This is a genomic window from Paenibacillus sp. BIC5C1 (genome assembly GCF_032399705.1).
GTDB classification, from domain to species: Bacteria; Bacillota; Bacilli; order Paenibacillales; family Paenibacillaceae; genus Paenibacillus; species Paenibacillus taichungensis_A.
In genome coordinates this window covers 3245217-3259026 of record NZ_CP135922.1, presented here as the reverse complement: position 1 = coordinate 3259026, position 13810 = coordinate 3245217, and the positions used below count along the sequence as shown (strand labels likewise).

Below are 13810 nucleotides of genomic sequence, written 5' to 3'. Positions count from 1 at the left end.
AATAATATGACCCTTTACTCCACATATTTTACGAGTTTAGAGTTCTGCCCTTATCGGCCTAGTCCCCCAAGTGCAAAGACGTCAGCTTCGTGGCGTTCTTCCTTTTTCCCGGATCGCTCAAATATGCTTGCGGTGTTAAACCCGTTATTTCTTTGAATACTTTAAAAAAATAGTTGTGTGTCGTAAATCCCACTTGCATGCTTATTTCCTTGATTGAATATCGGCCGCTGTCCAACAGCTTGCAGCCTGCATCAATCCGAACCTGATTCAGATATTCCGAAAAAGTCCGCTGCGTCTCCTCCTTGAATATTCTGCTTAAGTAGGATGCGTTCAGACCAATTACGCTTGCCGCAAGCTCCAATGTGACATAACCGGAATACCTCTCCAGTATGAAATGGATCGTCTGCGTGACATGGCGAGAATAGGACCCAATAACACGATGCTGACGCAACAAATGAAACAGGCCGGAGAAGAAGGATTGCAGGCCTTGCTCCAATTCCCTTATATTTTTCATCCGCCCAAGTTCGCTTCTTGAAGGCAGATTAGCTACCGCTGGATCTGTGGAAGGCAAGAAGGTTCTCCATGCTTTATCGCCCGTTTGCATGATCTCGCTGACAATCATCTGAACTTTATGTGAATGGATAGGCAGGTGGTCGATCGAAGCAAAAATGGAGGAAATCAATTGATGCACACCTTGCTTGTCAAACCTTTCTATGGATAACAGAAGCTGTTTGTGCTCCTCAATGGTCAGAGAAACACGCTGTGGCTCATCATTTTCATTGGAATGCTTGTCCGAGCATGGGGCTTCCACCTGGGAGATATGGCTTCTGAGCGTTTTTGCAGAAGAAGATTTATCAAGTTCATATTCGGCTGAGCAATAGCTGGATTCCAGTTGTGACAGACTGGTGCATATAGGTCCTACAGCGGTTACGCTTTGCAGATTCAGGAACAGTTCCAATGCATGCTGAATCTTCCGCAGTTGTCCGTCTACCTCACGCTGCATGATGTGTTCGCTTCGTTCCCTGAAGGAAAACACGATGACAAATCGCCCTTCCTCAACGTACACCGCTGTCCGCTCATGGATATCACCCAGGCTCTGCTGCATCATATCAACAACCTGTTGAACCAGACCATTCGTCTGCACGTCACTGTATGACTCTGTCAGCAGCAGGAACGGAACAATCTGTAACGCTGCTGTTGCATATCTGGACGCATGCGGATACAGATTGTCTCTCCGGGAGAAATCTTCAAATCTGTAGGCTGCCTTCGTCTGTCTTTTGAGCATATACAGTAAGTAATCGCGTATAGCCTCTGAACTCAATTTCTCGACCATGCCGCTCTCGGTGACGTGTTTCACACGCATCTGATCTTCCTGCTGCAATTCCGATACGGCTTTATTCAGGATGTTGAGCAGTGTTGACTCGTCCAATCGATGCTTGAGCAAATAATCCATGGAGCCATTGTTCAGGCAGTCCCGCACATAGTCATAATCGTCATAGCTGCTAAGCATAATCGTCTTAATCCACGGAAAACGTTCCTTGATTGCTCGATTGAGCTCTACACCGTTCATTTCAGGCATATCTACATCAATAATGACCATATGCGGTGGCGACTGCTCAATCATTCTTAAAGCAATTAACCCATTATGCGCCTGACCGCATAATTCGAACCCATAGTTAGCCCAGTCCAATAACGTCCATAAATTATGGTATACTAACGGCTCATCATCGACGAGTAGCACCTGAAACATGGCTTATTTCACCTCTCGTTTGGTATTTTCCATACTTTTCTCCATTTTGGGGAGCCGAACCTCGGCTTTGGTGTACAATCCCGGTTCACTGCACAAATGAACCCCATACGGTGCGCCATACGTGCGAACGATTCGTTCGTGTACATTACGTACACCCATTCCACTAAAACGTGATGTATCGCCGTTTGTACCCGTACCTTTCAGTAAATACTCCCGCTGCTTCTCCGTGATCCCCTTACCGTTGTCCACCACATCAATATTGAGATTATTTCCTTCTTCATACACCCGTATCAATATGAAGCCATCCTGTTCGAGTGGTCCGATTCCATGAATAATTGCATTTTCAACCAGGGGCTGCAGCATCAGCTTCAACACCAGGCAATCCAATAAGGTTTCATCCTCAATTTCGGTAATCATCCTAATCGGCTTCATATACCTGTACTTCATGATTGAAATATAATGTTCAACATATGCCAATTCTTCACGTACCGTAAGAAATTCATTAGAATTACCAAGGACACTCCGCATGAGCTCAATTAATGAACCCGAGACCTCTTCAATGTTTGGCACTCCGTTCAGCTTGGCTAGATACTTGATTGTATTGAGCGAATTGTATAAAAAATGAGGATGGATTTGTGCTTGGAGCGCAGTTAGCTCAGCTTCCCGCTTTTCTTTCTCGCTGACGCGGATTCCTTCGAGCAGATCTTTCAATTCTTCCACCATTCCGTTAAAGACATGGTACAGTTGTCCTGTTTCATCTTCAGTTTTAATCTCATTTTGGGGGAGTGTCAGATTACCGTCCTTCACCAACATCATCAGTGATTTTAGTTTCCGGATATTTAGGGTAATTCGGGAAGAGACTTGAAGTGAAACGATCAGAACAACGACAAACACAATAATGGACACCTCTGCGAGCAGGTTGCGCAGCTTCACAGATTCGGTCAGAAGAGAATCCATCGGAACCAAAGAAATAGTACTCCACCCAGTATAGTCGGATTGACGACAAACAACGATATATTCTTTTCCATCAATGTACCGTCTGACCGCTTCACCATCCGTCTTAAATTGCTGATTGATCTCCTTAATTTGCTGGTAAGATGGAGTAAGAGGTGAGGCAGATCGGGTTTCATAGATGAATTGATTCCCCTTGTCCAGCACATAGATCATGCTGTCTGTAGTTGGCCTCACGTCGTATGTTTTCTGGATAAACTCATAATTAAGATCCACCATGACAAACCCAATAGTCGCACGGTTATAACGAATCTCCCGACCAATGGTAACCGCATCTGACACTCCTGTCTGCTTGAAATATGCGTGCCTTGAACCATTTTGAAGCATATAGTTCATCAATGGCGTGCCCAAGATGGTTCTGTCCAGCCAAGGTCCACCTGAGAAAAAAACTTTCCCGCTCAGGCCCACAACGGCTATCCGTGAAATGTAAGCCTTATAATCGATGAGGGAAGATAGAAATTCATCCATTCGCTTCTGCTCCTGAAACCACTCATAGCTGATCTCCTCATTTGGACTGAGCAAAGTGTCAATGACCGTGTTCTTGTTAGTCACCACGACCGTATTCAGCCGGTCGATCTCTTCCAGCATTCTGTTCAATGATTCATCTGCCTGCCTTATGCTGTCCGATACAGACGTAATGGCATTTTGCGTAATTGTCTCACGCATACTCATATAAACAATGACCGTAATCGAAACGATGGATACTAGCGTAACTGCAATAAAAGCGATAAAAATTTTGCCCTGAATGCTGCGTTTCGGTGATATCCATCTCTGCAATGTAGAGAGTTTCATTGTGGAAGTCTCCTTTTTCATGATCCAATAAAAAAGTAAGCGTTCTCCATACTGGACATCGGTATCTTCAGGATCAGCTTGAGGTTCTCCGCATCATGATAGGAGGTACTTTATAGTAGATTTTGAATGCTCTGGTAAATGAATATAAATTGGGATAACCGAGTGATAGAGCAATCTCCGTAACGGTAGCATCCGTATCTTTAAGCAGCTGTTTGGCCTTATCCATACGTATTTTCTGCATGAATTTTAACGGGGGCAGACCAACCTGACTGGTGAACATATTGGAGAAGTATGAACGATGCACCCCTGCGAAGTCAGCAACCTGCTGCACCGAAATGCCCTCTGTTGCATGCAATTCCATGTAATCCATGCACTCATGTATCCAGCCCGCCAGTTCTGTAGGCTGTGCATTGTTGGTGTCTGGAACAAGACTGGCCAACAAGCCATATACCAGCCCGTGCAACTCCAGCGATACTGCTGGCTTCCATCGTTCCACACATGCCAATGCATGAATCAGACGTTCAGACGTTTGCTGGACCTGTGGAGAACACATCTGTTTGCCAAACGGACTTTCCGGAGTCAAGCCAGCCAGCTCCAATAAAGGTTTGACTTTAGACCCATCCAATGCCAGCCAGTTCATTTGCAGTGGAGATTCCGAGGGAAGCATGTGATAGTAATAGGTTCTGCCGGGAAAAAGACAAAACAGATCATTCTTCTGCAGGTCCACTCGCTTGCCATCAAACTCAAGCCTGACCATACCTTCACGCACAAAATGAAGACTGTAACACTCGATACGTTTGGGGCCAACCCTGTAATTGGATTTGGCTATACTTCTCCCTGCCCGGACTGGCCAGATGTGTTCCTCTTTATCCAAATATCCTGGCTTATAGTAGATGAATTCTGCATACTCGTACTCATATTCCTGCATCGTAGGGAGTTCCCTCCTTCACCTATTTTGTTTGATCATAACAAAATGACAATAAAAATATAACACCGGGCTATTTTGATAACTCGTTTTTTTCAATATCATCTTACTAGGAGGCGATTACACTTGTCGAGAACACCTAACATTTTGCTAATCACTAGCGACCAGCAGCACTGGAACACGATCGGAGCTTTTCAGTCTGAAATTTCCACGCCCAATCTGGACCGGCTCGCCCATCAAGGAACAACGTTTGATCGGGCCTATTGCCCGAACCCTACCTGTACCCCGAGCCGTGCTTCTATTATTACAGGTATGTACCCCAGTCAGCATGGAGCCTGGACATTAGGCACAAAACTGCTTGAAGATCGTCATACCGTCGGGGAGAGTTTCAAAGAGGCAGGCTACCGCACTGCCCTAGTAGGTAAAGCACATTTTCAGCCTCTAAAATCTACAGAGGAATACCCGTCGTCTGAAGCGTATCCCATCCTGCAGGATTTGGAGTACTGGAGACATTTCCACGGTCCATTTTACGGCTTTGACCACGTAGAGTTAACACGTAATCATACGAATGAAGCGCATGTCGGTCAGCATTACGCGTTATGGTTGGAAGAACAGGGATGTACGAATTGGAGAGATTACTTCCTTCCCCCAACCGGAACGATGGATCCATCTTCAACCTATACATGGCCCATCCCTGAGAAATATCACTACAACACCTGGATCGCCGAACGAACCAATTCCCTTTTGGAGCAGTACACCCATGCTGATGATCCATTTTTTCTGTGGGCCAGCTTTTTCGATCCGCATCCTGAATATCTGGTACCAGAACCTTGGGATTCCATGTATGACCCCAATGATCTGACAATTCCCTCTATAACACCTGGAGAGCATGATCGTAACCCACCCCATTTTCAACTGACCCAGGAGGAGAATCCGAATTTTGAGCATCTGGTTGAAACCGGCTTCGGCATCCACGGTTACCGTTCGCATCATTATTATGAATATGGCGACAAATTCCGGTTAACGGCGTATGACAAGAAAAAACTGGTCGGCGTGTATTATGGAATGATCAGCATGATGGATAAATATATTGGCAAAATCCTCGATAAGTTGGATGAGTTGGGTATTGCAGACGATACGATCGTCGTTTTCACTACCGATCACGGTCATTTCTTCGGACAGCATGGTCTTCAGGCCAAGGGCGGATTCCATTACGAGGATCTTATCAAAATCCCATTTATCGTAAGATATCCTGGTGAGGTGCCTGCTGCGAAAAAGTCAAATGCCATACAATCGCTGGTCGATCTGGCTCCTACCTTCTTGTCCTTTTGCAACATTGCAATTCCGCACGCCATGACGGGAATCGATCAGAAGAAAGTGTGGCTGGGCGCCAAGGAAGCCGTTCGTAATCATGCTCTCTGCGAATTTCGACAAGAACCCACGACGATTCATCAAAAAACCTATGTCGAACAGCGGCATAAAATCACCGTCTATTACAATCAAACCTATGGTGAACTTTTCGATCTTGAACAGGATCCAGATGAACGTTTTAACTTGTGGAATGAACCTGAGTACACCGGGCTCAAGTCTGAGCTTCTGCTCAAATACATCTGGGCTGAGCTTGGCAAGGAGTCCATGCCGATGCCTCGAATTCATCATGCGTGATGGAAAGGTTGAGGGTAGCATCAAGAACCTGAATGAACAATTTATGTTACTGATCCAGCTTTTTTGGACTTTCTTTCGCATCGGTCCTTCCACCTTCGGAGGCGGATATGCGATGCTGCCAATTATCGAACGCGAAGTGGTGCACAAGAAAAAATGGATGCAAGAGGACGAGATCGGTGAGCTTATATCGCTTGCCGGCTCGGCTCCCGGAGGAGTTGGCGTTAATGCCGCTGCGATGATCGGACATCGCCAGGCAGGAATTATGGGAGCTGTGTCTGCCGTCATCGGCGTGACATGTCCCACGTTTTTGATTGTGATCCTGATCAGCGTGTTCGCCATCCTATTTCGTAACCAACCCAAAGTTGAGGCTGCTTTAAACGGAATGAACGGTGGCATTATTGCACTAATTAGCATGGCAGCTTATCGGACGGCCAGGTATTCCATCCTAGATACAACAACAGCGATAGCTGCCATTGTGACCGTAGCTGTGCTTCTGTTTGCAGGAATCCACCCCCTCTATCTTATTATTTCAGGATTGATATGCGGTATGGCCGTGATTCGGATCAAAAACCGGCTGGGCCTTCAAGTGAAAATGGAGAAGAAGTCTGGAACAGGAAGCTACCCCGAACTGGAATATTACATTTAAGCAAGAAGAATCGGAGCGATTGAGATGTACTGGGACCTGTTCATGATGTTTATACGTGTAGGCCTCGTTTCATTTGGTGGCGGTTACGCCGTTATACCGATCATTCAACACGAGGTAACAGAAAAAGGATGGCTGACAAGCGCTGAATTCCAACAAACCGTAGCGCTGGCCGGTATGGCGCCCGGCTCGATTGCAACCAATGCCGCAACGTTGATTGGTTATCGGACGGCAGGTTATATCGGAGCCGCTGTCTCTACTGCAGGTATGATATTGCCTTCACTCGTTGTAATTGTCATACTCTCCGCATTATTTTACCGGATACACGACAATTCATGGGTAAAGTCCTCTTTATATGGCTTGCGCCCCGTAACGACGGGACTCATTATCTATGCTGCCATTCATTTCGGCTATCCAACTGAAGACACAGGCTTAAGCTGGGTATGGATTGCGACACTGCTGATTAGCGGAGTTTGTTTGTTTCTTCTGCTCAAATACAAGCTTCATCCCCTTCTGATTCTCACTGTCGCTGGAGCAGCAGGCATTATTTTATTTTAAATTCAGCGTGGCGACCGACAGCAGTAGCCACTTCCTTGATTGGTTTTTAAAAGGAGCAGCGCGATCACAGCATTAGCTGTCCTGGCTGCTCCCTTTATCTTTATTTTTACGATTGACGCAGATATAATCTGCTCGTTTCTTCCCAGATCTCTCCCGGCTGCAAACTGAATAATCCAGCTTCCTCGGCCTGCATATCCAGATTAGGTGCATTCACGAGATTAATCTGCGGTTCGGGGCAGAAAAAACCTTCTTCCGCGTTATTGTTCCAGATCATCCATTGTTTATAGGACGTTCCCACATCGTAGATCAGTGTCATTCCATTCTTCGTATCCTGAAGCTCCATCCGGTTTCTCCCGTTTTGCGGTACAGCAGTGTAGTGATTATCCATTGCTGCAAAGAACGGGTATACCCCTAAGTCTCGCATATGCTCTTCCTCCTGAATCAGCGGCTGAAAACATGTCGTTGGCAGCATACGTTGATCCAATTCCCATCTGTCTCCAATGGTCAGCTTGAGCTTGTAATCCCGAGCTGATCCTCCCGGATTAAAGGGAGCGTTAATGGAGGTATGAAAAGCGATCAGGCATGGCATGCAGGAGCTTCCATGATTGCGAATGCGGACATGCTGCATTAATCCATCACTGCTCAGCGAGTAGCGTAATGTAATACTGAATTGAAAAGGAAAGGATACGTATGCCGGATGAGTTTCATCAACGGTAATGGACACCGAGACATAGCTTTCCTTCTCGGTATGTCCATACTCATCCACAACCCATGGCGCATTATACAAAAATCCATGCAAATGATTGCCTGTTGCTTCCTCATTGACCGGAAACTGAAGTGTCTGCCCGTTCCAGGCAAACTGCCCGTCTTCATAGCGATTCGGCGGAAACAAAACGGGAATCCCGTGAATCATGGGTCTAGCTTTAAATGATTGCATTTCTTCGGGTGACGGTTCATGAAGGAAGCGAAGCCCTCGCTCAAGATCACGATACGCGACCAGATTTCCACCAATATTCGGCAGCATCACAGCCTCACTGGAGCCAAAGCGAAGGTAAATAGCCTTTTCACCTAGAAAATCGCCTTCCCAGGATCTACTTGTCTCCTTTGTATTCAACACGTATTCCCCTCCTTATTCGCCAGCGGACGATAGATAATGTCCTTCGATAATGGCCCGAATCTGTTCCATCGGCATCTTGGGTTGTCTGTCATACGTCAGCAGACCGTTAATCTCCTGTTCCACGTCCGTCAGCTGTGTGTAACAAAATCCTTCTACTACTGGAGAATCCAATAGCGGCTGTACTACGGCATGCAATCGCTGTGCGAAATCTTCGTCATTTTCCGCTCCAGAGTAACCCCAGCCTTCCCAGTCACTTTTCTTATACCCGATTCCACCGAATTCGGTAATTAAAATGGGCTGTCCTTCATAACGATAGTCACCCACGCTAAGCTTTCGACTACCCGGAAGGGCGTTTACCGCATTTTCACGAGTGCGATAGCGTTCCTCCAGAACCTCTCTTCTCCATTCATAATCATGGATGTTATACAAGTCGGTCTGAACCATCTCCCAGCCATCATTGGAAATGACCGGACGAGTGGAATCCAGCGACTTGGTCAAATAATACATCGACAAGGCATGATACTGCTGCTCCTTGCTGGTCAGGATGTTGGGAACACCCCAGCTTTCATTAAGAGGTACCCAGACCACAACACATGGATGGTTGTAGTCCCTTTCCAGCGCCTCCTGCCATTCCCGTGTTACCTGGGCGACATATTGTTCTGAGAAATCGTAAGCATTCGCCATCTCTCCCCATACCAGCAGTCCCAGCTTATCACACCAGTACAGGTATCTTGGATCTTCAATCTTCTGGTGTTTTCTGGCACCGTTAAATCCCAGTTCCTTCGTTAATTCCACATCACGCCGGATGGCCTCGTCACTCGGCGGAGTCAGATTTCCATCCGGGAAATACCCTTGATCCAGAACGAGCTTCATATAATAAGGACGATTATTCAGAAACAGCTTGCCTTGTTCAATGGAGATTTTGCGCATACCGAAATAGCTGTCGACTTCATCGACGGACACACCATCCACCAATACAGTGAAATGAATATCATACAGATTGGGGTGCTCTGGTGACCATAGCCTGCCAAGGCCATGCTCGTTAAAGGTGTGAAGCCCGATGGTACGGGTCTCTGTCCTGCCGCTGATTCGATATTCATCCTCAGAAAGCTGCTTTCCCTGATAGGCAATTTGTACTCGTAGTCTGATATCTTGCACTTCCCAATCCCTTGATTCTGTTTGATTCCTTTGAAGATGCGCTGTAACTTCGATTTCGTTGCGATCGACATCAGGAGTCAGACGCACCTTCTGTAGATGAACGGGTGCGACAGCTTCAAGCCACACCGATTGCCATATTCCAGTCGTGCGGGTATAGAAAATTTGGGCAGATTGCTCCTGCCAGAACTGCTTCCCTCGTGGTAACGTTACATCCCTGCTATAATCTATCGCTTGTACGGTCAGCACATTATTTCCTTCGAGCAAAGAATCCGTAATGTCGGCATGAAAAGGGGTGTGTCCCCCTTCATGCCGAACCACAAGCTGTCCATTGACCCAGACAGAGGCTTCATAGTCCACAGCTCCGAAGTGCAGCAGTAGACGTTTGCCAGTGAAGTTCTCCGGAATGTCAAAAGTCCGTTTGTACCATACATTATCGTGAAAATCCGGATCTGCAATGCCACTCAGTTGACTTTGAAAAGCAAAGGGCACCTGGATTCGGCGGCTGAATACTCGCTTGCCCTCACTCCATTTTTCCGAACGTCCCTTGTTATCATCATCGAATTCAAATTCCCATTCCCCATTCAAACTCAACCAATCTTTACGTACAAATTGAGGCCTTGGATAATCCTGTCGCAGCATGATGTTCAGCTCTCCTGTCACCCTAGATTGATTTTCCGAATCACTTCCAGTGGCACTTTCGGTTTACGGTCTTCCGTCAACAGACCATTAATCTCCTGCTGCACATCAGTGACTTGTGTATAACAATAGCCCGAGATATAGGGAATGGCTTTGATCGCTTCGGTGATGGAACGGAAACGTTCAATAAAGGCTTCAACCGAGTCCACCTGATTGCCATAACCCCAGCCTTTATCCGATTGAAAAGCAATACCGCCGAATTCACTGATGATAATGGGTTGTCCTTTATAGTGGTAACCTTCCGCAAAAGCAAACTTCCATCGATTGGAAGCAATCTTGTTACTTACGATTAAGTCCTTATCCTGATACCGTTCCAGAAAAGCTTCTCCCGTCTCCACATAATCATGGATTGTCAAAATATCCGAAACTGTATGCTCCCATCCATCGTTGGTAATGACCGGACGATACGGATCAATGGCTTTGGTCAGATGGTATATGGATTGCGTGAATTGCTGCTGCCTTACCTCGTGACCAATTGTCGGTATTCCCCACGATTCATTAAATGGCACCCAGGTAATGATGCTGGGATGATTGTATTGCTGGGGAACAATTTCAAGCCATTCTTTGGTGAATCGGCTCACTGCCTCATCATTAAACTCGAAGGTTGCTGCCATCTCTGACCAGACCAACATGCCTTTCACATCACACCAATACAAAAAGCGTGGATCTTCCAGTTTCATATGTTTACGGATTCCGTTATATCCCATCTCGGTAATTTTATCGATATCCTCAATCAGTGCTTCCACTGAAGGTGGAGTCAAATGGCTCTCCGTCCAATAGCCCTGATCCAGAATCATTCTTTGGTACAATGGAGCATTGTTCAGCAGAATCTGCCCATTTTCAATCGATATTTTTCGCATACCAAAATAGGAATGAACCCGATCGATTTCTTTCTCATCTTCGTACATCACAAACTCGATATCGTACAGGTTCGGTGAGTCCGGTGACCATAACGACTGTTTCCACGGACCGCCTGCTTCATGTTTAACACTGGCTTCCACGGTCATCCAGGGTCTGTCTGGAGATAGGCTGATGGTTTGCACATGCTGACCCTTCAGCTCAATCCGTGTCTCCAAACGCAAGTTGTTCTTGCCTTCGATCCCATTCAATTGAAAGTCCAAACGAATCATATGACGATCGATATCCGGTGTCATCTTGACTGCTTCAACCCTTGCTTCACTCACATGCTCCATCCAGACACTTTTCCATATCCCGGTGCTCTGCACATAAAAACATTCAAAATTGTCATCCACCCAGCGTTGTTTCCCCCGAGGCTGCATCGCGCTCTGACTGTCTTCTACTTCAAGAACAATATTGTTCTCCGAGCCGTAAGTGATATAAGGGGTAATGTCGAATGAAAACGCTGCATACCCTCCCTCATGTTCACCAACAACCGTTCCGTTCACCCAACATTTTGCGCGATAATCCACTCCCTGAAAATGCAGAATGCTCCGTTTTCCTTTTGCTTCTTCGGGAATCTGAACACTTCTGCGGTACCAGACTAGAGGATGAAATGTCTCGATTCCGATACCGCTCGCTTGGGTCTCATACGTGAAGGGAACTTTGATTTTGGTCCCTTCCGGAAACTGATTCTGATCGTACCACTGCTCGCTTTCACCCGCCTGATTGTCATCAAAACTAAAATCCCATTCTCCATTCAAATCCAACCACTCATTGCGTACAAATTGCGGTCTTGGATAATCCTTGTTGTAAAATTTAGTTGTCATCTTGTTTCTCTCCGATCTCCTCTGTATTTGGCTCATAGGCCTGAAAAAGTGTTAACCCTTAATACCGGACATGCTGATGCCTTTAACAATCTGTTTCTCAAAAATGATAAACAATATAATGATGGGAACAGAAGCCACGGCATTGATAACCATTGGTTTAACGTAATCTTCTGAATACTGGCCCATTAGCGTTGGGATCCCCATTGGCAGCGTAAACAGATTATCATCGGTTATGGATAGGAATGGCCATAGGAAATTGTTCCACGAACCGATAAATGTAAGAATTGCCATGGATGCCATGGCTGGACGTGTCAAAGGCAGCATGATGCTGGTAAAGATTCGCCAAAAGCCTCCACCGTCAATTTGCACACTCTCCAGCAGATCATTGGGAACGCCATCGAAGAAGCTTTTGAGTACTATGACAGCTACAGGTGAAGCCAATGCAGGAATAATCAACCCACTGTATGAGTTCAGCAAATGCAAATCCTTGGCTACCTGATAGAGTGGAATAATGGTAGCTTCTCCGGGGATAAGTAATCCACCAAGAATAAAAAAGAATACAAAGGTACGGAAACGGAACGGCACTTTGGAGAGAGCGAATCCGGCCATCGCCGCGAAAATAACAGTCAATACAGTCACAACCACTGCGACAAACAAACTGTTAACCACCCACTGTGACAGCTTTGTCGTTGTCAGAATTTCGTTATAGACGGCAAGTGAGTATGGCGGTTTAAACCAGTCAAGGACCGTAATAATCTTCATGCCTTCTTCTTTGATGGAGACCATCAGCATCCACACAAGTGGGGCCGCAAACATAACGGCCATCAACGCAGAACCGGTGCGATATAACCATTTCATCAGTATTCCGCCCCTTTCCGGTTAGTCATCCAGTATTGCAGCGCCGACAGCACCAGCAGGATCACGAATAAAATATAGGACATCGTTGCGGCATAACCCAGGTTGTTGTTCTTGAATCCGGTCTGATAGATTAACTGAATAATCGGACGTGTCTGATCCAGGGGTCCCCCGCCTGTAATGACATAAATCTGCATAAAGACCTTGTAAGAAGCGATGATCTGCAACATGGTAATGGTTTTGGTCAGTGGTTTCAGATAAGGAAGAGTAATCCTCCAAAATATTTGTGTGTCACTCGCACCATCCAGCCTTGCTGCTTCATAAATTTCATCCGGTATTTCCTGCATGGCGGAAAGATACAAAATAAAGTTAAATCCGACTGTCCACCACAAGGTAATTACGGTAATAACGACCCATGCGAGCCCTGTTTCCGTCAACCAGAAAATCTCGGCATTTTGAGGCAATAACCTGACAAGGTGCAGGACGGAATTGACAAATCCCGTATAAGGCTGAAATACGAATAAACCCAGATAAGCTGCGACGGCGACGGAGAGTACGCTAGGTATAAAGAAGATGATACGGTAGAACTTTTGTAATGACGATTTTCGGTTAGCTATCAAAGCCAGCAGAATCGCGAGGATAATCATGGTCGGTGTACTCAAGAAAACAAAGAAGGTTGAATGCCAGATTGCCTCCCATACCTCCCTGTCCTGAAAAACCTTTCGGAAGTTATCCAGGCCAACAAAATCCATTTTCTTGATCAGCGTCCATTTATAGAACGTCATCTCCACACCTTTAATCATGGGCCAGATCGTAAATAAACCATAAATAATTAAGAATGGAAGCAGAAATACCAGCGCTTGCATATCCGCTCTCATTTTTTTGATCTTCATATGCGTCTCCCCTTTGATTG

11 protein-coding genes are annotated in these 13810 nt (G+C 46.0%); 3 read left to right on the top strand and 8 right to left on the bottom strand.

Going from position 1 to position 13810, the window contains the following annotated elements:
* Nucleotides 1–58: 58 nt before the first annotated feature.
* The 3 genes from RS891_RS14735 to RS891_RS14725 all read right to left on the bottom strand — a co-directional run bounded on the left by RS891_RS14735 (nucleotide 59) and on the right by RS891_RS14725 (nucleotide 4481).
* Nucleotides 59–1750: a response regulator gene (locus RS891_RS14735; protein WP_315795806.1), complete on the bottom strand. Its 1692-nt coding sequence runs from the start codon at nucleotides 1748–1750 to the stop codon at nucleotides 59–61.
* 3 nt (nucleotides 1751–1753) lie between these two features.
* Complete coding sequence (locus RS891_RS14730) at nucleotides 1754–3553, bottom strand: sensor histidine kinase (RefSeq protein ID WP_315795804.1); 1800 nt, start codon at nucleotides 3551–3553, stop codon at nucleotides 1754–1756.
* Nucleotides 3554–3626: 73 nt separating this feature from the next.
* On the bottom strand, nucleotides 3627–4481 hold the full coding sequence (locus RS891_RS14725) for an AraC family transcriptional regulator (RefSeq protein ID WP_113054866.1): 855 nt from the start codon (nucleotides 4479–4481) through the stop codon (nucleotides 3627–3629).
* Nucleotides 4482–4604: 123 nt separating this feature from the next.
* On the opposite strand from RS891_RS14725, the gene RS891_RS14720 reads away from it, so the two are divergent.
* Genes RS891_RS14720 through RS891_RS14710 form a run of 3 tightly spaced genes read left to right on the top strand, consistent with a single transcriptional unit; the run spans nucleotide 4605 to nucleotide 7344 of the window.
* On the top strand, nucleotides 4605–6143 hold the full coding sequence (locus RS891_RS14720; RefSeq protein WP_315795802.1) for a sulfatase family protein: 1539 nt from the start codon (nucleotides 4605–4607) through the stop codon (nucleotides 6141–6143).
* Nucleotides 6136–6789: a chromate transporter gene (locus tag RS891_RS14715; RefSeq protein ID WP_397386917.1), complete on the top strand. Its 654-nt coding sequence runs from the start codon at nucleotides 6136–6138 to the stop codon at nucleotides 6787–6789. Before RS891_RS14720 ends, RS891_RS14715 begins: the two co-directional genes overlap by 8 nt.
* A 24-nt stretch (nucleotides 6790–6813) precedes the next feature.
* Nucleotides 6814–7344: a chromate transporter gene (locus RS891_RS14710; protein ID WP_315795799.1), complete on the top strand. Its 531-nt coding sequence runs from the start codon at nucleotides 6814–6816 to the stop codon at nucleotides 7342–7344.
* A gap of 106 nt (nucleotides 7345–7450) precedes the next feature.
* Here RS891_RS14710 and RS891_RS14705 read toward each other — a convergent pair whose 3' ends face one another.
* From RS891_RS14705 to RS891_RS14685, 5 genes are read right to left on the bottom strand one after another with little or no spacing between them, the layout of a single operon-like run.
* Nucleotides 7451–8461 (bottom strand): aldose 1-epimerase, encoded by a 1011-nt coding sequence (locus RS891_RS14705; RefSeq protein WP_315795797.1) that lies wholly within the window; start codon nucleotides 8459–8461, stop codon nucleotides 7451–7453.
* A gap of 12 nt (nucleotides 8462–8473) precedes the next feature.
* Nucleotides 8474–10258, bottom strand: coding sequence for a glycoside hydrolase family 2 protein (locus RS891_RS14700; protein WP_315795795.1), 1785 nt, complete (start codon nucleotides 10256–10258; stop codon nucleotides 8474–8476).
* A gap of 17 nt (nucleotides 10259–10275) precedes the next feature.
* Nucleotides 10276–12042 carry a glycoside hydrolase family 2 protein gene (locus RS891_RS14695; RefSeq protein WP_315795793.1) on the bottom strand — a complete coding sequence of 589 codons (1767 nt, stop codon included), beginning with the start codon at nucleotides 12040–12042 and terminating at the stop codon, nucleotides 10276–10278.
* A gap of 51 nt (nucleotides 12043–12093) precedes the next feature.
* Nucleotides 12094–12900: a carbohydrate ABC transporter permease gene (locus RS891_RS14690; protein WP_062318999.1), complete on the bottom strand. Its 807-nt coding sequence runs from the start codon at nucleotides 12898–12900 to the stop codon at nucleotides 12094–12096.
* The gene (locus tag RS891_RS14685) at nucleotides 12900–13790 is read right to left on the bottom strand and encodes a carbohydrate ABC transporter permease (protein WP_113054872.1); all 891 of its coding nucleotides are present in this window, start codon (nucleotides 13788–13790) and stop codon (nucleotides 12900–12902) included. Before RS891_RS14685 ends, RS891_RS14690 begins: the two co-directional genes overlap by 1 nt.
* Nucleotides 13791–13810: the final 20 nt, after the last annotated feature.

Coding starts and splice junctions, on each gene's coding strand:
- RS891_RS14735 (WP_315795806.1), bottom strand. CDS start 1,750: ATGTTTCAGGTGCTACTCGTCGATGATGAGCCGTTAGTATACCATAAT.
- RS891_RS14730 (WP_315795804.1), bottom strand. CDS start 3,553: ATGAAACTCTCTACATTGCAGAGATGGATATCACCGAAACGCAGCATT.
- RS891_RS14725 (WP_113054866.1), bottom strand. CDS start 4,481: ATGCAGGAATATGAGTACGAGTATGCAGAATTCATCTACTATAAGCCA.
- RS891_RS14715 (WP_397386917.1), top strand. CDS start 6,136: ATGCGTGATGGAAAGGTTGAGGGTAGCATCAAGAACCTGAATGAACAA.
- RS891_RS14710 (WP_315795799.1), top strand. CDS start 6,814: ATGTACTGGGACCTGTTCATGATGTTTATACGTGTAGGCCTCGTTTCA.
- RS891_RS14700 (WP_315795795.1), bottom strand. CDS start 10,258: ATGCTGCGACAGGATTATCCAAGGCCTCAATTTGTACGTAAAGATTGG.
- RS891_RS14695 (WP_315795793.1), bottom strand. CDS start 12,042: ATGACAACTAAATTTTACAACAAGGATTATCCAAGACCGCAATTTGTA.
- RS891_RS14690 (WP_062318999.1), bottom strand. CDS start 12,900: ATGAAATGGTTATATCGCACCGGTTCTGCGTTGATGGCCGTTATGTTT.
- RS891_RS14685 (WP_113054872.1), bottom strand. CDS start 13,790: ATGAAGATCAAAAAAATGAGAGCGGATATGCAAGCGCTGGTATTTCTG.